General features: G+C 57.4%; 17 protein-coding genes and 1 riboswitch. Of the genes, 9 read left to right on the plus strand and 8 right to left on the minus strand.

The features are described from left to right. Positions 1-188 precede the first annotated feature (188 nt). Positions 189-326, plus strand: a riboswitch (molybdenum cofactor riboswitch). The 6 genes from moaA to PGR79_RS11150 all read left to right on the plus strand — a co-directional run bounded on the left by moaA (position 314) and on the right by PGR79_RS11150 (position 3,775). Then, positions 314-1,303 carry a GTP 3',8-cyclase MoaA gene (gene moaA / locus PGR79_RS11125; RefSeq protein WP_271032222.1) on the plus strand — a complete coding sequence of 330 codons (990 nt, stop codon included), beginning with the start codon at positions 314-316 and terminating at the stop codon, positions 1,301-1,303. (Overlaps the previous riboswitch by 13 nt.) Positions 1,304-1,326: 23 nt before the next feature. Continuing rightward, positions 1,327-1,839 (plus strand): molybdenum cofactor biosynthesis protein B, encoded by a 513-nt coding sequence (gene moaB / locus PGR79_RS11130; RefSeq protein ID WP_015367606.1) that lies wholly within the window; start codon positions 1,327-1,329, stop codon positions 1,837-1,839. Between the two features lie 3 nt (positions 1,840-1,842). Then, on the plus strand, positions 1,843-2,331 hold the full coding sequence (gene moaC, locus PGR79_RS11135) for a cyclic pyranopterin monophosphate synthase MoaC (RefSeq protein ID WP_015367605.1): 489 nt from the start codon (positions 1,843-1,845) through the stop codon (positions 2,329-2,331). Continuing rightward, entirely contained in the window at positions 2,324-2,572 is a 249-nt protein-coding gene (moaD, locus tag PGR79_RS11140; RefSeq protein ID WP_015367604.1) for a molybdopterin synthase sulfur carrier subunit, read from the plus strand. Before moaC ends, moaD begins: the two co-directional genes overlap by 8 nt. Position 2,573: 1 nt before the next feature. Next, positions 2,574-3,026 carry a molybdopterin synthase catalytic subunit MoaE gene (gene moaE / locus PGR79_RS11145; protein WP_032707649.1) on the plus strand — a complete coding sequence of 151 codons (453 nt, stop codon included), beginning with the start codon at positions 2,574-2,576 and terminating at the stop codon, positions 3,024-3,026. Positions 3,027-3,070: 44 nt separating this feature from the next. Then, on the plus strand, positions 3,071-3,775 hold the full coding sequence (locus PGR79_RS11150; protein ID WP_015367602.1) for a Bax inhibitor-1/YccA family protein: 705 nt from the start codon (positions 3,071-3,073) through the stop codon (positions 3,773-3,775). A gap of 93 nt (positions 3,776-3,868) precedes the next feature. Here PGR79_RS11150 and PGR79_RS11155 read toward each other — a convergent pair whose 3' ends face one another. From PGR79_RS11155 to PGR79_RS11165, 3 genes are read right to left on the minus strand one after another with little or no spacing between them, the layout of a single operon-like run. Then, complete coding sequence (locus tag PGR79_RS11155) at positions 3,869-4,834, minus strand: lysylphosphatidylglycerol synthase domain-containing protein (protein WP_213317774.1); 966 nt, start codon at positions 4,832-4,834, stop codon at positions 3,869-3,871. Continuing rightward, complete coding sequence (gene clsB / locus PGR79_RS11160) at positions 4,831-6,075, minus strand: cardiolipin synthase ClsB (protein ID WP_430921669.1); 1,245 nt, start codon at positions 6,073-6,075, stop codon at positions 4,831-4,833. Before clsB ends, PGR79_RS11155 begins: the two co-directional genes overlap by 4 nt. Beyond that, positions 6,072-6,833, minus strand: coding sequence for an endonuclease/exonuclease/phosphatase family protein (locus PGR79_RS11165; protein WP_430921671.1), 762 nt, complete (start codon positions 6,831-6,833; stop codon positions 6,072-6,074). The genes clsB and PGR79_RS11165 overlap by 4 nt, the downstream gene beginning before the upstream one ends. Positions 6,834-6,964: 131 nt before the next feature. On the opposite strand from PGR79_RS11165, the gene PGR79_RS11170 reads away from it, so the two are divergent. Next, on the plus strand, positions 6,965-7,375 hold the full coding sequence (locus PGR79_RS11170) for a YbhQ family protein (RefSeq protein WP_113373901.1): 411 nt from the start codon (positions 6,965-6,967) through the stop codon (positions 7,373-7,375). Here PGR79_RS11170 and PGR79_RS11175 read toward each other — a convergent pair. From PGR79_RS11175 to cecR, 5 genes are all read right to left on the minus strand, one after another. After that, a complete protein-coding gene (locus PGR79_RS11175; RefSeq protein ID WP_113373902.1) occupies positions 7,337-8,443 on the minus strand; it encodes an ABC transporter permease in 1,107 nt (368 codons plus the stop codon). The two genes, PGR79_RS11170 and PGR79_RS11175, sit on opposite strands and share 39 nt — an antisense overlap. A gap of 88 nt (positions 8,444-8,531) precedes the next feature. Next, positions 8,532-9,665, minus strand: coding sequence for an ABC transporter permease (locus PGR79_RS11180; protein WP_046883533.1), 1,134 nt, complete (start codon positions 9,663-9,665; stop codon positions 8,532-8,534). Beyond that, the gene (locus PGR79_RS11185) at positions 9,655-11,394 is read right to left on the minus strand and encodes an ATP-binding cassette domain-containing protein (RefSeq protein ID WP_271032225.1); all 1,740 of its coding nucleotides are present in this window, start codon (positions 11,392-11,394) and stop codon (positions 9,655-9,657) included. The genes PGR79_RS11180 and PGR79_RS11185 overlap by 11 nt, the downstream gene beginning before the upstream one ends. Continuing rightward, complete coding sequence (hlyD, locus tag PGR79_RS11190) at positions 11,387-12,379, minus strand: secretion protein HlyD (RefSeq protein ID WP_271032226.1); 993 nt, start codon at positions 12,377-12,379, stop codon at positions 11,387-11,389. The genes PGR79_RS11185 and hlyD overlap by 8 nt, the downstream gene beginning before the upstream one ends. Further along, positions 12,376-13,053, minus strand: a complete 678-nt coding sequence (gene cecR / locus PGR79_RS11195; RefSeq protein ID WP_213317771.1) for a transcriptional regulator CecR — start codon at positions 13,051-13,053, stop codon at positions 12,376-12,378. The genes hlyD and cecR overlap by 4 nt, the downstream gene beginning before the upstream one ends. A 259-nt stretch (positions 13,054-13,312) precedes the next feature. Between cecR and rhlE the strand changes: the two genes are divergently transcribed. Both rhlE and dinG read left to right on the plus strand, forming a co-directional pair. Then, positions 13,313-14,656 carry an ATP-dependent RNA helicase RhlE gene (rhlE, locus tag PGR79_RS11200; RefSeq protein ID WP_087860027.1) on the plus strand — a complete coding sequence of 448 codons (1,344 nt, stop codon included), beginning with the start codon at positions 13,313-13,315 and terminating at the stop codon, positions 14,654-14,656. A 195-nt stretch (positions 14,657-14,851) separates the two neighbouring features. Beyond that, complete coding sequence (gene dinG, locus PGR79_RS11205) at positions 14,852-16,996, plus strand: ATP-dependent DNA helicase DinG (protein ID WP_430921674.1); 2,145 nt, start codon at positions 14,852-14,854, stop codon at positions 16,994-16,996. The last annotated feature ends 31 nt before the right edge of the window (positions 16,997-17,027 follow it).

Consider the following 17,027-nt stretch of genomic DNA (forward strand, 5'->3'; position numbering starts at 1 on the left):
GTTCGGGTTTAGCGTATCCGATCTACCCCTAAAAGATAATGGCCGGTTTCCCTCAAACTGACCGATATCAATGTTAAAGTGTGATTTTTGGCTATTCTGTACTGAAAATGCAAGATATTAGCGATGTATAGATGATTATATAGCGAAAATGAAAATGGCGAAACCATCGTGAAAGCGCTACTATCGGCATAACCCACTAACACTCTAGCCTTAGTACCTGTGTCGCAAGATATGGTGCTCTGGCCGCGGCAGCCGCGCTGTCGCCAGGGCGTGGAAAGAAATGACCACGCCTCCCGTACTTGGAAAGGTGTATATGGCCTCACAGCTTACTGATGCATTTGCGCGTAAGTTTTATTACTTGCGCCTGTCGATTACCGACGTGTGTAACTTTCGTTGCACCTACTGTCTGCCGGACGGCTACAAGCCCGGCGCCGTGACCAACAAGGGCTTTCTTAGCGTAGACGAAGTGCGACGCGTCACGCGCGCATTTTCCGCCCTGGGCACGGAAAAAGTCCGCCTCACCGGCGGCGAACCCTCTTTACGTCGCGACTTTACCGAGATTATTGCCGCCGTGCGTGAAAACAGCGCGATTCGTCAGATTGCGGTGACCACCAACGGTTATCGTCTGGCGCGCGATGTCCAACGCTGGCGCGATGCCGGGCTGACGGCGATTAACGTCAGCGTTGATAGCCTCGACGCTCGCCAGTTCCATGCCATCACCGGGCAGGATAAGTTCCAGCAGGTGATGGACGGCATTGACGCTGCGTTTGCCGCCGGCTTTGAAAAGGTAAAGGTCAACACCGTGCTGATGCGTGATGTCAACCATCACCAGCTCGATACCTTCCTCGCGTGGATCAAACCACGTCATATTCAACTGCGTTTTATTGAGTTAATGGAAACCGGCGAAGGCAGCGATCTGTTCCGCCGCCACCATATCTCCGGCATGGTGCTGCGCGATGAACTGCTGCGTCGCGGCTGGATCCATCAGATCCGTCAGCGAAGCGATGGCCCGGCACAGGTCTTTTGCCATCCGGATTACGCCGGCGAAATCGGCTTGATCATGCCGTATGAAAAAGACTTCTGCGCCACCTGTAACCGACTTCGCGTCTCATCCGTTGGCAAGCTGCACCTGTGTCTGTTTGGCGAAGGCGGCGTAGACCTGCGCGACCTGATGGCCGAGGACGAGCAGCAGGCCGAGCTGGAAGCGCGGATAGCCGAAGCCTTAACCCATAAAAAGCAGACCCATTTCCTGCACCAGGGCAACACCGGTATTACGCAGAACCTGTCGTATATTGGCGGATAATCGTTTTCGAAAGGAGCATTCAGATGAGCCAGGCTAGCGCTGAGTTTATCCCGACCCGTATTGCTATTCTTACCGTTTCCAACCGTCGCGGCGAAGAGGACGATACCTCCGGCCACTGGCTGCGCGATGCGCTGCACGAAGCGGGACATACCCTCGTCGATAAGGCGATTGTGAAAGAGAACCGCTACGCGATTCGCGCCCAGGTCTCGGCGTGGATTGCCAGCGATGAGGTGCAGGTGGTGCTGATCACCGGTGGCACCGGTTTTACCGACGGCGATCAGGCGCCGGAGGCGCTGTTGCCGCTGTTTGATCGCGAGGTCGAAGGTTTTGGCGAAGTGTTCCGTATGCTTTCGTTTGAAGAGATTGGTACCTCGACGCTGCAGTCCCGCGCCGTTGCCGGCGTTGCCAACCGCACGTTGATTTTCGCCATGCCGGGTTCGACCAAGGCCTGCGCCACCGCGTGGGAAAATATTATCGCGCCGCAGCTGGATGCGCGCACTCGCCCGTGCAACTTCATTCCTCATTTAAAGAAATAGTTTATGTCACAACTGACCCACATTAACGCCGCGGGCGAAGCCCACATGGTTGACGTCTCCGGCAAAGCGGAAACGGTGCGTGAGGCGCGCGCTGAGGCTTACGTCGAAATGCAGGCCGCAACGCTTGCGATGATTATCGACGGCAGCCACCATAAAGGCGATGTATTCGCCACCGCGCGTATCGCCGGTATTCAGGCAGCGAAACGTACCTGGGAGCTGATCCCGCTATGTCATCCGCTGATGCTCAGCAAAGTAGAAGTGAACCTGCAGGCGCAGCCGGAACATAACCGCGTGCGCATTGAGTCACTCTGCCGCCTGACCGGTAAAACTGGCGTAGAAATGGAAGCGCTGACCGCGGCCTCGGTTGCCGCGCTGACTATCTACGATATGTGTAAAGCGGTACAAAAAGATATGGTGATTGGTCCGGTACGTCTGCTGGCGAAAAGCGGCGGCAAGTCCGGCGATTTTAAGGTGGAGGAAGCCCATGATTAACGTCCTGTTTTTTGCCCAGGTGCGCGAACTGGTTGGCACCGATACCCTGACACTCGACGCCAGCGAATTGCCGACCGTTGAAGCCGTGCGTCAGCAGCTTGCCGCGCGCGGAGACCGCTGGGCGCTGGCGCTGGAAGAAGGAAAATTGCTGGCGGCAGTCAACCAGACGCTGACCTCGTTTGACCATCCGGTCGCGAGCGGCGACGAAGTGGCGTTTTTCCCGCCGGTCACCGGGGGCTAAGATGACGCAAACTCGTATCGTGGTTAGCCCGGCGCGCTTTTGCGTCGGCGATGAGTATCCGTGGCTGGCCGAGCGCGATGAAGACGGCGCGGTGGTCACCTTCACCGGCAAAGTGCGTAATCATAATCTCGGCGACAGCGTGAAAGCGCTGACGCTGGAGCACTATCCGGGCATGACCGAGAAATCGCTGGCGGAAATAGTCGAACAGGCGCGGGAGCGTTGGCCGCTTGGCCGGGTGACGGTTATCCATCGCATTGGCGAAATGTGGCCGGGCGAAGAGATTGTTTTTGTTGGCGTGACCAGCGCCCACCGCGGCAGCGCCTTCGCCGCCGGAGAGTTCATTATGGATTACCTGAAAACCCGCGCGCCGTTCTGGAAACGCGAGGCGACGCCGGAAGGCGAACGCTGGGTCGATGCCCGCGATAGCGATCACCAGGCGGCAGAGCGCTGGTAGTGTGATACGCTTACTGAGAGAAACTTGTTAATCAGGAGATAGTCATGGACAGATTCCCTCGTTCCGATTCCATTGTTCAGAGCCGCAGCGGCCTGCAGACCTATATGGCGCAGGTTTACGGCTGGATGACGGTCGGGTTGTTGTTAACCGCGTTTATCGCGTGGTTTGCGGCGAATACCCCGGCGGTCATGATGTTCGTCTTTTCAAGCAAAATCACTTTCTTCGGGCTTATCATCGCCCAACTGGCGCTGGTGTTTGTGCTCTCGGGGATGGTGCAGCGCTTAAGCGCGGGTATGGCGACGACGCTATTTATGCTTTATTCGGCGCTGACCGGGCTAACGTTAGCGAGCATTTTTATCGTTTATACCTATTCGTCTATCGCCAGCACTTTTGTGGTCACCGGCGGTATGTTCGGGGCGATGAGCCTGTATGGTTACACCACCAAGCGCGATCTGAGCGGCTTCGGCAGCATGCTGTTTATGGGGCTGATTGGTATCGTGCTGGCGTCGTTGGTTAACCTGTGGCTGAAGAGCGAAGCGCTGATGTGGGCGGTAACCTACATTGGGGTGCTGGTGTTCGTCGGCCTGACCGCCTACGACACCCAGAAGCTGAAAAACATCGGCGAGCAGATTGATACCCGCGATAGCGCCACGCTGCGTAAATACTCGATTCTCGGCGCTTTAACGCTGTATCTGGACTTTATCAACCTGTTCCTGATGCTGCTGCGTATCTTCGGCAACCGCCGTTAATCTTATCCCGGATAGCGGCGCGATGCGCCTTATCCGGGCTACCAATCCAGGCAATCCGCAAAAATGTCGCCCGGTAAGCGCAACCGGGCCGTTTCATCCGCGGGCCAGCTTGCGTTCGTTCTTCTGCCGCAGCTTTTTCGCCCGACTCTCCAGTACCAGATAGGCGACGGTCGCCAGCAGCAACGGCAGAAAATAGTACAGCGCGCGCCACGCCAGCAGAGCGGCAATTATCGCCCCCTTCGAAATCGACTCGCCGGAGAGCATGGCGATAAACACCGCCTCCAGCACGCCAATTCCGGCGGGAATATGAACGATCACGCCGGCGATACTGCTCACCAGCAACACGCCCAGCACCAGAAAATAGTTAATCTCGCTGCCCAGGAGCAGCCAGATAATCGCCCCCATCACCATCCAGTTCGCCGCGGAAATCCCTATCTGTAGTAGAGCGAAACGAAAAGAGGGCAGCACCAGCCGCTGCCCCTTAATCGTCATGTGGCGGCGTTTAGCGAAGGCGCAAGCGAAAAGATAGAGCAGGGTAAAAAGCAGCAGAACGCCGCCAATAATACGTAACGTAGTTTGACTGATGTACCAGTGCGGCGGCAGCGTCACCAGATTCGCGGTGAATATGACGCCGCCCAGCAGAATATAGCCCAGCCAGTTGGTGGTAATGCTAAGCGAGAAAATACGGGTAATGGTGCTGCCGTTCAGCCCTAGCCGCGAGTATAGCCGATAGCGCATTCCGATCCCGCCAACCCAGGTGCTCAGCGTCAGGTTAAAGGCGTAGCAGATAAACGATACCAGCATCACCTGTTTTTTTGCCAGCTTATGGCCGCACCAGGCGCGCCCGAGCAGATCGTAGCAGCCATAAATCAGGTAGCTGACGATAACCAACCCAACGGCGCTAAATAGCGCCAGACGATCGTAGCCGCGGATAACCCTCCATACATCCTGCCAGTCGACCTTTTGCGCGTAAATCACCAGCAATACGATGACGGCGATAAAAAAGAGCACGGTCAGCACTCTTTTCGCCATCCGCCAGCGGGGATGCGATTTGCTCATAGCGGATTGTCTCTGGTTTGCGTTTCTACCCGATCCTGGGTTTCAATTTCCGGCTGCACCGGCGGGCTGACCCTGGCCAATTGCGGGGTGTGCGCCGGCAGCCAACCGACCCAGGCGGGGAAGTGGCGCAGAAAGTGGAACGCCAGTACGCTGACGCCGAGCCGCCACCAGTTGCGTTTTGGCAGCATGGATTTATCTATTTGCTGGCAGTCCCTGGCGATAAGGCCGTTGAGGTTATCGCGCAGGGTCTGGTTGAACTCGCGGTCGTGGATAATCAGATTGGCCTCCAGATTCAGCGACAGACTCAGCGGGTCGAGGTTACTGGAACCGACGGTGGCCCAGTGGTCGTCCGCCAGCGCTACCTTGCCATGCAGCGGACGTCGGCGGTATTCATACACCTGAACGCCGCCTTTAATCAGGTAGTGGTACAGCAGATGGGCGCCAAACTTAACAATCGGAATATCCGGTTCGCCCTGGACAATCAGCTTGACCCGTACGCCGCGCCGGGCGGCATTGCGCATGGCGTGCAGCAGACGGTAGCCGGGAAAGAAATAGGCGTTGGCGATGATGACCTCGCGGCGGGCGCTGGTCAGCATCTTCAGATAGTGCCGTTCAATATCGTCGCGGTGTTCGTGATTATCGCGCCAGATAAACAGCGCCTGCGCTTCGCCAGGGGTTTGGTTAATTTCCGGCTGATGGCGACGGCGACGCCACCAGCGGCGTACTGCCTCGCTGGTGGGCAGGTTCTCCAGCTCGAATTGGAGAATATCGAGCACCACCGGCCCCTCAACCTGCACGGCATAATCCTGTTTCGCCTCCGGACCGTAATCGCTCATGTGCTCGGCAGAGTAGTTGATGCCGCCGACAAACGCCGTTGTGTCGTCAATCACCACGATTTTTCGATGCATGCGGCGGAATAAATTGGTACGCATACCCATTAGCCGCGGGCGCGGATCGTAGTAGCGGAAGACCACGCCAGCGGCGGTGAGTTCGCCGACGAACTCATCGCTGAGATCAGGCGAGCCGTAGCCGTCGAGCAGTACTTCCACCTGAATCCCCCGGCGGGCGGCTTTCAGCAGCACCGCATGCAGGCGCCAGCCCACCTCATCTTCAAACCAGATAAAGGATTCAAGGATCACCTTGCGCTGCGCGCGGCCAATGGCGGCGAATAACGCCGGATAATACTGGTCGCCATTCTCCAGTAGGGTAATACGATTGCCTTCCTGCCAGCGACATTTCACAGATGTATCTCCACGCTCAGGGGCGCATGATCGGACAGATGCCGCCAGTGTTTAAGCGCCAGCGCTTTTGGATGGCTGGCATGAGCATTCTTAACGTAAATACGATCGAGTCGTAGCAGCGGGAAAGCGACCGGAAAGGTGCGTACCGGCCGCCCGCGGGCGCGGGTAAAAATCTCCTCAAGCCCTGCCTGCGCTTTTAATGGCTGATTAGCCTGCTGGCGCCAGTCGTTGAAGTCGCCAGCTACTACCACCGGATCGTCTGCCGGTAGCGTGTTGACCCATTCCGCCAGCATCGTTAGCTGTGCCTGCCGCTGGCGCGTGCGAAGACCGAGATGCACGCAGATGACGTGGATCGTCACGCCGCTGTGCGGAGGTACGATGCGACAGTAAAGCAGGCCTCGTTTTTCGCCATTGCCGACCGAAATATCGCGATTTTCATAATATTCAATGGGAAAGCGCGACAGCACGGCATTGCCGTGATGACCCTCGGGGTAGACCGCGTTGCGCCCGTAGGCGTAATCGCTCCACATGGTGTCGGCAAGAAACTCGTAATGGGTGGTATCAGGCCAGTTTTCGATATGCAAAGGGTGCACTTCGTGCGCGCCCATCACTTCCTGTAGGCAAACTATGTCGGCGCTGACGCTGCGAACGGCCTCGCGCAGTTCGGGCAAAATAAAACGCCGATTAAACGCCGTAAAGCCTTTATGAGTGTTAATTGTCAGCACGTTCACCGAAATTCGCGACGTTGGCTCAGCCATAATTCTCCAGTTAATGTCACTTTCCTGAATAAAATAGTGTAGTAGACGTCACAAAAAGATGCGGTGATACGGAATTTTCCGTAAAGTGCGGTACTCTGAGTAGCAGAGAAAAATCCTTCAGGAGAGAAGCCATGAAGTGGCAACAACGTGTACGCGTCGCAACGGGTCTTAGTTGCTGGCAGATTATGTTGCATCTACTGGTCGTGGCAGTACTGGTGATGGGTTGGATGAGCGGCGCGCTGGTGCGCGTCGGATTAGGGCTGTGCGTACTGTACGGCGTCACGCTGCTGGCGATGCTGTATTTGCAGCGTCACCATGAAGCGCGCTGGCGCGACGTGGGGGACTTCCTTGAGGAGCTCACCACAACCTGGTACTTCGGCGCCGCCATGATAGTGCTCTGGTTGTTGTCGCGCGTGTTGCACAACAACCTGCTGCTGGCCCTCGCCGGGCTGGTCATACTGGCAGGCCCGGCGGTGGTATCGCTGCTGGCGAAAGATAAAAAACTAGGCAATCTTTCTTCGGAACATCGCATACGCCGCTGAGCCGGTAGTGGCCGCTATGACTAATAGCGGCCACAAACTTCCCCACACAATCTTCAGACTCGCATCCTTCAGATAAATTTGCTTGGTGATATCGGTAAAATGGCGGATAGGGTTTATCCAGGTGACGTCCTGTAGCCATTGCGGCATGTTTTCAACCGGTGAGACGTAGCCGGAAAGCAGAATCGCCGGCATCATAAAGACGAACACGCCGATAAATGCCTGCTGCTGGGTTGAACACAGCGAAGAAATCAATAAGCCAAAGCCCACCAGCGATAGACCGTAAATCAGCATGGTGAAATAGAACAGCAGCAGCGAGCCGGCAAATGGGATCTGATAGGCCCAGATGCCGATCGCCAGCACGATAGTCGCCTGCATCGTGGCGACAATCAGCGCCGGTACCGCTTTGCCAACGAAGATTTGCCAGGTGGCGAGCGGTGAGACCAGCAGCTGATCGAGGGTGCCCTGTTCGCGCTCGCGTGCCACCGACAGCGACGTTACGATCATCACCCCGATGGTGGTGATCATGGCGATAAGCGACGGCACCACGAACCATTTATAATCGAGATTCGGGTTGTACCAGTTGCGCACCACCAGTTCGCTGTTATTCGGTTTCGCTTTGTCCTGCAGCAGATCCTGCTGATAGTTTTTAACAATCTGCTGTAGATAGTTAGCGGCGATTTGCGCGCTGTTGGAGTTACGCCCGTCGAGCAGTAGCTGTAGCGGGGCGGTTTGGTAGTTGTCGAGATTACGCGAGAAATCCGCCGGGAAGCGCACCACGAGCAGGGCTTTTTGTTCATCGATGGTCGGCTGGATCGCCTGCGGGCTTTTCAGCAGCAGAACGTGAGTAAAGGCTTTGGCGCGGGCAAAGCGCTGGGTGAGCTCCACCGCGTGGCGGCCGCTATCTTCGTTATAGATAGCGATGGTGGCGTTGGTCACCTCAAGCGTGGCGGCAAAGGGAAACAACAGTACCTGAATCAGCACCGGCATGATTAAAATCATCCGCGTTTGCGGTTCACGCAGTAGCGACTGCAGCTCTTTGCGGATTAATGTCCATAAACGATGAAACATAGAACCTTCCTCATGTCGGACCCGGGCGACCGAAACTTACCGTAGGCCCGGTAAGCGTAGCGCCACCGGGCAAAATTCGAGCGCCAGGTTAATCCAGACGCCGTTTGGTTTTAAGCCACGTCAGGCCGATAAACATCACCGCCGAAGCAATCAAAAACAGCACGTTCACCAGCAGTACCACCGGAATATTGCCCGCCAGAAACAAGCTTTGCAGGGTGTTGACGAAGTAACGCGCCGGGATCACGTAGGTCACCGCGCGGATCACCGCCGGCATACTGTCTATCTGGAAAATAAACCCGGACAACATAATTGACGGTAAAAAAGCGGCGTTCAGCGCGACCTGCGCGGCGTTAAACTGGTTGCGGGTAATGGTCGAGATCAGTAACCCCATTCCCAGCGTACTGAGCAAAAACAGGCTGGTGATGACAAACAGAATCAGCAGCGAGCCGCGATAGGGCACGCCGAGAATAAATACCGATACCAGCATACACAGCAACATCGCCAGCATGCCGAGGAAATAGTAGGGAATTATCTTGCACAGCAGCAGTTCGGCACGGGTGATTTCAGTGGATAGCAGCGCTTCCATGGTGCCGCGTTCCCATTCACGCGCTACCACCAGAGAGGTCAATATCGCCCCGACCACGGTCATGATGATGGTAATTGCGCCGGGGATAATAAAGTGCTGACTGATGGCCGCCGGGTTAAACCAGTAGCGCATCTGCACGTCAATAAGCGGTTCAAAGGTCTCACCGCGGTCTTCCGCCCGTTGCTGTTGCCAAATCTGCCAGATACCTTCGACGTAGCCCTGCGCGAAGTTAGCGGTATTAGGCTCGCTACCGTCGGTAATCAACTGAATCGGCGCATTGGCGCCGGCGCGGGCCATCTGGCGGTCAAAGTCGACGGGTATGACGACCATCGCGCGGATGCGCCCTGCCTGCATCAGCTCAATCAACTGCTGGCGATTATCGCTGACGGTGGCGTCGATATAGGGAGAGCCGGTCATGGTATGGACGAAATCCAGCGCCTCTTCGCTCTGCTGTTCCAGCAATACGCCGACCCGCAGTTTACTGGAGTCGAGGTTAATGCCGTAGCCGAAGATAAACAGCAGGAGCAGGGGGATCACCACCGCAATCAGCCAACTGCTGGGATCGCGGATAATCTGCCGGGTCTCTTTGACGCACAGCGCGCGAACCCGTCGCCAGGAGAGAATGCTATTGCTCATGACCGTTTTCCTTGTCCCATTGGTTAATCAGGGTAATAAACGCCTGTTCCATGGTGGGATCCGCCTGACTGTCATTCGCTGCCTGCGCCTTCAGCGCGTCCGGCGTGCCGCTGGCGATAAGCTTACCGTGGTAGACCAGCCCGATGCGGTCGCAGTATTCCGCCTCATCCATAAAGTGGGTAGTCACCATCACCGTGACCCCTTTATCGACCATGCTGTTGATATGCAGCCAGAATTCGCGGCGAGTAAGCGGGTCGACGCCGGAGGTGGGTTCATCGAGAAACAGAATGTCGGGTTCATGCATCAGCGAGCAGGCCAACGCCAGCCGCTGCTTGTAGCCGAGCGGTAGCTCGTCGGCGGCGTGGCCGGCGATACTTTTCAGGCCAAAGGCATCGCTCATGCGCGCGATTTTTTCATTTTGCGCCCGGCCGCGTAGGCCGTAAACGCCGGAGAAAAAACGCAGGTTCTGCTCGACGCTGAGGTTGCCGTACAGCGAGAATTTTTGCGCCATATATCCCAGATGCTGGCGCGCTTTACCGGAGCTAACCTTGAGATCCATGCCCAGCACCAGCGCTTTTCCGTCGGTCGGCACCAGCAGGCCGCACATCATTTTGAAGGTCGTGGATTTACCGGCGCCGTTAGGGCCAAGCAGGCCGAAAATCTCACCGCGCTTAACCTGGAAATCGACGTGGTCGGTGGCGGCGAAATCACCAAACTTTTTCGTTAACGACCGTGCTTCAATGACCGTTTCGTCTTTGCTGCCGTCAACGTGATGAATAATCTCTCCTAACGGCGACTCGGCGGTTCCGGCGCCGCCTAACAGGTCGATAAAGGCGTCTTCAAAACGCGGCGCGGTTTCGGCCACCTGTAGCGGCGGCATGTTGCCGTTTTGCTGAACCTCATCAATGCGGGCTGCCTTTTTCAGGATCAAACGCACCGATTTGCCCTGAATCACGCCATCGCTAATTTGCGGCAGTTTTAGCGCCCGCTGCAGCAGGCGGCGGTTGTTTTCCTGCGGGCTGGAGACCAGAAAGCTGCGCCCGGCCATGGTTTGCGTCAGCGCCTTCGGTTCACCCTGGTAAAGCAATTTACCTTCGTTCATCAGCAGCACATCGCGGCACTGCTCGGCTTCATCGAGATAAGAGGTGCTCCACAAAATTAGCATGCCGTCGCCGGCCAGTTCGTGAACCATCTGCCACAGCTCGCGGCGCGAAATAGGGTCGACCCCGACGCCGGGCTCATCTAACAACAGTACTTTAGGATCGCCCACCAGCGTACAGGCGAGCCCCAGCTTTTGTTTCATGCCGCCGGAGAGTTTGCCGGCTAATCGCCCGGTGAAAGGGCCAAGAGAAGTGAATTCCAGCAGGCGCTCGAATATTTTCTTCCGCGCCTCGCCGGTGACGCTGCGCAGATCGGCGTACAGATTCAGGTTTTCCATCACCGTCAGATCTTCATACAGGCCAAATTTCTGCGGCATATAGCCGAGCGCCGCGTGCAGCGCGCTGTCGTCCTTGAGCGGATCGAAGCCGATTACGCTGGCGCTGCCCTCATCGGGCTTAAGTAAACCGGCCAGCATTCGCATCAGGGTGGTTTTCCCAGCGCCATCGGGGCCGACGAGCCCTGTGACGTAGCCTGAGTGAATCGTACAGTTCAGCGGCGCGACCGCCGGCCTATCCATGCCGGGAAAACGGCGGGTCAGGCCGTTAACGGTAATGACGTCCTTACTCATGCCCGTTTCCGTTGCTGAATGAGACAGTCACTGGCATGCCCTGACGCAGGGCGCCATCGGCGTCGTTCACCACGATGCGTAGACGGTAGACGAGATCGGTGCGCAAATCCGGTGTTTCCACGGTCTTCGGCGTGAATTCGGCGCTGGGGGAGACAAAGCCGATTTTACCATGATAGGGCTTGTTCGGCCGGCTATCGGTATACAGCAGTACTTCGCGCCCCGGCTGCGCCTGGCCAAGATTTTTCTCGTCAACGTAGGCGCGTACCCAAACCGGACGGGTTAATGACAGCGTCAGCACCGTGCCGCCGGCGTTTAACATGGTGCCGGGTTCGACGGCGCGGGTCATCAAGGTGCCGTCGGAAGGCGCGGTCAGCACGGTATCATGCAGGTCCAGTTTGGCCTGCGCCAGGGCCGCCTGCGCCTGTTCAAGGCTGGCTTTGGCCTGGGCAATTTCCTGCGGGCGGTTACCGGCGCGATATTGACGCAGCTTATCCTGCGCTGACTTTAAGGTCGCCTGCGCCTGATCGCGTGAAGAACGGGCGTTTTCGAGGTCGTTGGCGGAAATCGCGCTGCTGGCGCGCAGGCCGAGCTGACGTTGATAAAAATTCTGCGCATAGACCCAGGCGGCCTGCGCCTGGTTCACCGCCGCCGCCGCCTGAGCAATCTCTTCGGCACGGTAGCCCGCCATCATCAAATCGTACTGCGCCTGGGCGGTGGAGACGTTGGCCTGCGCTTGCTGCAGCGCGTTTTCATACGGCGCGCGGTCAAGTTCGCCGAGGGTTTGGCCACGGCGAATTTCATCGCCTTCATCGACGTTCAGGGTTGCCAGCCGCCCGCCGACGCGGAAGCTCATATTCACAGTGCGAATATCGACATTGCCGTAGAGAGTGAGATCTTTTGCCTGGCTGCTTTGATACCACCACCAGCCGCCGCCGAGCACGGCGAGCACGATGACGACCAATAGAACGACGACGGGTTTTTTCATGATCCCAGGCTCCTTTGCGCTAACCCTTGCAGAATGAAATCGATATGACAGGTGATCACCTGAAAAATTTGTTCAGCCTTTTGTTGATCGAACTGCGCCCAGCCGGTTCGCAGTAAAATGGTTTCCCGCCCGAGCCGGAAGGCCAGCACCTCGCCAAGCAGGGCGTGGGTGTGCAGAATCATCTGCGTATCGTTGGCATCGCGCCCGGTCCAGGCGGCGATAAGCCGGGTCAAATAGCTATGTAGCGGAGCGATAACCTGCTGGTGGATTAGCTGGTAAGCCGCGGTAGGGGAGAGCTGCTCGCGAGAGATAAACTTGCTGAGGTTGACCGTATCGTCCTGGGTTAGCAGCAGACTCATATCGCGACAGCTGCGCAGAATCAATTCCCGCAGCGCCGGTTTGTCTGGCTTCGTCTGGGCGAGCAGGGCTTCGGCCGCTTCGGCATGCGGGCGGAAATTCTCGCCGATACAGTCGGCGATCCACTGCGCGCAGGCGAGATACAGGTCGTCTTTCGAACCGAAATAATAGGTGATGGCGGCGATATTTTGCCCGGCCTGCGCAGCGATATCGCGGGTCGTCGCATGGAGGCCATACTCGCCGAATTGCGCGATAGCGGCGGCGATAAGCTGGTTTTTGGCTTGTTCGCCTTTACTGGTCACGGAAGTATTATTCATCGCGCCTAAAAAAATCAATCAATCGATTGATTAAGAATAGGGGCGATTCGCTGAACTGTCCACAATGGTGAATACTAAAAGTGACCCGGCGCAAGCGAGCATTATTTTGCTGGTAATTCCTGCGGGGATATTTTATGCGGTTCGTCACAAAATCTGCTAGACTGCGCCCCTTCATGGCATTGTGGTTTTTGCCATCTCTATCGCAATAATCTCCCTGAAAACTACGCCCTTAAACGGGCCGGGGCGGTTCGGAGTTGTTATGTCTTTTGATTCCCTTGGCCTGAATCCCGATATCCTGCGCGCCGTCGCCGAGCAGGGTTACGTTGAGCCGACCCCTATCCAGCAGCAGGCGATCCCGGCAGTACTGCAGGGCCGCGATCTGATGGCCAGCGCCCAGACCGGGACCGGCAAAACCGCCGGTTTTACGCTGCCGCTGCTGCAGCGCCTGACCCAGGAGCAGCCGCACGCGAAGGGGCGCCGTCCGGTGCGCGCCCTGATCCTGACGCCGACCCGCGAACTGGCGGCGCAGGTGGGCGAGAACGTCCGCGACTACAGCAAATATCTGAATATCCGCTCGCTGGTGGTCTTCGGCGGCGTGAGCATCAACCCGCAGATGATGAAACTGCGCGGCGGTGTCGATATCCTCGTCGCCACCCCGGGCCGTCTGCTGGACCTTGAACATCAGAACGCGGTCAGTCTTGATAAAGTTGAAGTGCTGGTACTGGATGAAGCCGACCGCATGCTGGATATGGGCTTTATCCACGACATTCGCCGCGTGCTGGCTAAACTGCCGCCGCGTCGTCAAAACCTGCTGTTCTCTGCTACCTTCTCCGACGAAATCAAAGCGCTGGCGGAAAAACTGCTGCATAACCCGCTGGAAGTCGAAGTGGCGCGCCGCAACACCGCCTCTGAGCAGATCACCCAGCACGTTCACTTTGTGGATAAGAAACGTAAGCGTGAACTGCTCTCGCAGCTGATTGGCGAAGGCAACTGGCAGCAGGTGCTGGTCTTTACCCGCACCAAGCACGGCGCCAACCATCTGGCGGAGCAGCTGAATAAAGACGGTATCCGTAGCGCCGCCATCCACGGCAATAAGAGCCAGGGCGCGCGTACCCGTGCGCTGGCTGACTTTAAATCCGGCGGCATTCGTGTGCTGGTCGCCACCGACATCGCCGCGCGCGGGCTCGACATCGAAGAGCTGCCGCACGTGGTTAACTATGAGTTGCCGAACGTGCCGGAAGATTATGTGCACCGTATTGGCCGTACCGGCCGCGCGGCGGCGACCGGCGAAGCGCTGTCGCTGGTCTGCGTGGACGAGCATAAGCTGCTGCGTGATATCGAACGCCTGCTGAAAAAAGAGATCCCGCGTATTGCTATTGCCGGTTACGAGCCGGATCCGTCGATTAAAGCGGAGCCGATTCAAAACGGTCGTCAGCAGCGTGGCGGCGGCGGTGGTCGCGGTCAGGGGCAAGGACGCGGCGGTCAGAGCCAGGGCCGTAGCCAGCAGGCGCCGCGTCGTCAGGATGGCGAAGCGCCGAAAGCGCGTACCCAGGACGGTAAACCACCGCGTCGTCGTCGCCCACGTAAACCTGCCGGCGAATAAGACGCTGTTGCCTGGGACGATAAAGCGCTCAGGCATCATCACGGCTCGTTTGTCCGCATGCGCGGCGGCGGGCCGTTTCTTTGCCGTTCATTGCGTTTTTTATCGAGCGCGATTCCACCCTCTACAGAAAGCAATACCTCCTGGCCGGCAAAAATGGCACAATAGTGGCTGTTTATACAGTATTCAGGTTTTCTCATGGCTTTGACCGCTGCGCTTAAAGCGCAAATCGCCGCCTGGTATAAGGCGCTTCAGGAACAGATCCCGGACTTTATCCCCCGAGCCCCGCAGCGGCAGATGATCGCCGATGTGGCGAAAACGCTCGCCGGGGAAGAGGGACGGCATCTGGCTATCGAAGCGCCGACCGGCGTCGGCAAAACGCTGTCATATCTGATCCCCGGCATCGCCATCGCCCGTGAGGAACAAAAAACGCTGGTGGTCAGTACCGCCAACGTCGCGCTGCAGGATCAAATCTACAGTAAAGACCTGCCGTTGCTGCGCAAGATTATTCCCGACCTGCGCTTTACCGCCGCCTTTGGTCGCGGCCGCTACGTTTGTCCGCGTAATCTGGCGGCGCTGGCCAGCACCGAGGCGACGCAGCAGGACCTGCTGGCGTTCCTTGATGACGATCTGACGCCAAAAAACCAGGCCGAACAAAAACTGTGCGCGACGCTGAAAACCGATCTCGACGGCTATAAATGGGACGGCCTGCGCGACCATACCGACAAGCCCATTGATGACGCCCTGTGGGGACGGCTGAGCACCGATAAAGCCAGTTGTCTTAACCGCAACTGCCACTACTACCGTGAATGCCCATTTTTCGTGGCCCGCCGCGAAATTCAGGAAGCGGAAGTGGTGGTGGCCAACCATGCGTTGGTGATGGCGGCCATGGAGAGCGAAGCGGTGCTGCCGGAGCCGAAAAATCTGCTGCTGGTGCTCGACGAAGGCCACCATCTGCCGGACGTCGCCCGCGACGCCTTAGAGATGAGCGCGGAAATAACCGCGCCCTGGTACCGGCTGCAGTTGGATCTGTTCAGCAAGCTGGTGGCGACCTGCATGGAGCAGTTCCGTCCGAAGACCACGCCGCCGTTGGCCAATCCGGAACGGTTGAACGAACACTGCGAAGAGCTGTATGAGCTTATCGCCTCGCTCAATAATATTCTCAATCTCTATATGCCTGCTGCCCAGGAGGCGGAGCATCGCTTCCCAATGGGCGAACTGCCGCAGGAAGTGATGGAGATTTGCCAGCGGCTGGCCAAGCTCACCGAAATCTTGCGCGGGTTGGCGGAGCTGTTTCTCAACGATCTCAGCGAAAAGACCGGCAGCCACGACGTGGTGCGTCTGCATCGTATCCTGCTGCAGATGAACCGGGCCCTTGGCATGTTCGAAAGCCAGAGCAAGCTGTGGCGGCTGGCCTCAATGGCGCAGTCTTCCGGCGCGCCGGTGACGAAGTGGGCCACCCGTGAGATTCGCGATGGCCAGATCCATGTCTGGTTCCACTGCGTCGGGATCCGCGTCAGCGATCAGCTTGAACGCCTGCTATGGCGCAGCGTGCCGCATATTGTCGTCACCTCGGCGACCCTGCGTTCGTTGAATAGCTTTTCGCGACTGCAGGAGATGAGCGGTTTGAAGGAAAAAGCGGGCGATCGTTTCGTGGCGCTGGACTCGCCGTTCAATCACGTCGAGCAGGGAAAAATTATTATTCCGCAGATGCGCTATGAGCCGCTTATTGATAACGAAGAGCAGCACATCGCCGAAATGGCGGCTTTTTTCCGTGAACAGGTCGAGAGCAAAAAGCATCTTGGTATGCTGGTGCTGTTCGCCAGCGGGCGTGCCATGAATCGCTTTCTGGAACATGTTACCGATCTGCGCCTGATGCTGCTGGTGCAGGGTGACCAGCCGCGCTATCGGCTGGTCGAGCTGCATCGTAAACGCGTTGAAGGCGGGGAGCGCAGCGTACTGGTTGGCCTGCAATCTTTTGCCGAAGGGCTGGATTTAAAAGGCGAGCTGTTAAGCCAGGTACATATCCATAAAATCGCCTTCCCGCCGATCGACAGCCCGGTGGTGATCACCGAAGGCGAGTGGTTGAAAAGCCTCAACCGCTATCCCTTTGAGGTGCAAAGCCTGCCGAGCGCTTCATTCAACCTGATTCAACAGGTCGGGCGCCTGATACGTAGCCATCAGTGCTGGGGCGAAGTCATTATTTACGATAAGCGTCTGCTGACTAAAAATTACGGCGCGCGATTGTTAAATGCGTTACCGGTATTTCCCATAGAGCAGCCGGGCGTTCCCGAGGTTATAGTAAAAAGCAAAGCAAAACAGACGCGTCGCCGACGCCGCTAAGCGCATAAGCGGTGCGGTCGGCGGAGCCTAC

Source organism: Klebsiella sp. 141161, assembly GCF_050600815.1.
Classification (GTDB): Bacteria; Pseudomonadota; Gammaproteobacteria; order Enterobacterales; family Enterobacteriaceae; genus Klebsiella; species Klebsiella aerogenes.

Coding starts and splice junctions, on each gene's coding strand:
- cecR (WP_213317771.1), bottom strand. CDS start 13,053: ATGAATAATACTTCCGTGACCAGTAAAGGCGAACAAGCCAAAAACCAG.
- PGR79_RS11185 (WP_271032225.1), bottom strand. CDS start 11,394: ATGAGTAAGGACGTCATTACCGTTAACGGCCTGACCCGCCGTTTTCCC.
- PGR79_RS11165 (WP_430921671.1), bottom strand. CDS start 6,833: ATGGCTGAGCCAACGTCGCGAATTTCGGTGAACGTGCTGACAATTAAC.
- PGR79_RS11155 (WP_213317774.1), bottom strand. CDS start 4,834: ATGAGCAAATCGCATCCCCGCTGGCGGATGGCGAAAAGAGTGCTGACC.
- rhlE (WP_087860027.1), top strand. CDS start 13,313: ATGTCTTTTGATTCCCTTGGCCTGAATCCCGATATCCTGCGCGCCGTC.
- PGR79_RS11150 (WP_015367602.1), top strand. CDS start 3,071: ATGGACAGATTCCCTCGTTCCGATTCCATTGTTCAGAGCCGCAGCGGC.
- hlyD (WP_271032226.1), bottom strand. CDS start 12,379: ATGAAAAAACCCGTCGTCGTTCTATTGGTCGTCATCGTGCTCGCCGTG.
- moaC (WP_015367605.1), top strand. CDS start 1,843: ATGTCACAACTGACCCACATTAACGCCGCGGGCGAAGCCCACATGGTT.
- PGR79_RS11175 (WP_113373902.1), bottom strand. CDS start 8,443: ATGTTTCATCGTTTATGGACATTAATCCGCAAAGAGCTGCAGTCGCTA.
- dinG (WP_430921674.1), top strand. CDS start 14,852: ATGGCTTTGACCGCTGCGCTTAAAGCGCAAATCGCCGCCTGGTATAAG.
- PGR79_RS11170 (WP_113373901.1), top strand. CDS start 6,965: ATGAAGTGGCAACAACGTGTACGCGTCGCAACGGGTCTTAGTTGCTGG.
- moaB (WP_015367606.1), top strand. CDS start 1,327: ATGAGCCAGGCTAGCGCTGAGTTTATCCCGACCCGTATTGCTATTCTT.
- PGR79_RS11180 (WP_046883533.1), bottom strand. CDS start 9,665: ATGAGCAATAGCATTCTCTCCTGGCGACGGGTTCGCGCGCTGTGCGTC.
- moaD (WP_015367604.1), top strand. CDS start 2,324: ATGATTAACGTCCTGTTTTTTGCCCAGGTGCGCGAACTGGTTGGCACC.
- moaA (WP_271032222.1), top strand. CDS start 314: ATGGCCTCACAGCTTACTGATGCATTTGCGCGTAAGTTTTATTACTTG.
- moaE (WP_032707649.1), top strand. CDS start 2,574: ATGACGCAAACTCGTATCGTGGTTAGCCCGGCGCGCTTTTGCGTCGGC.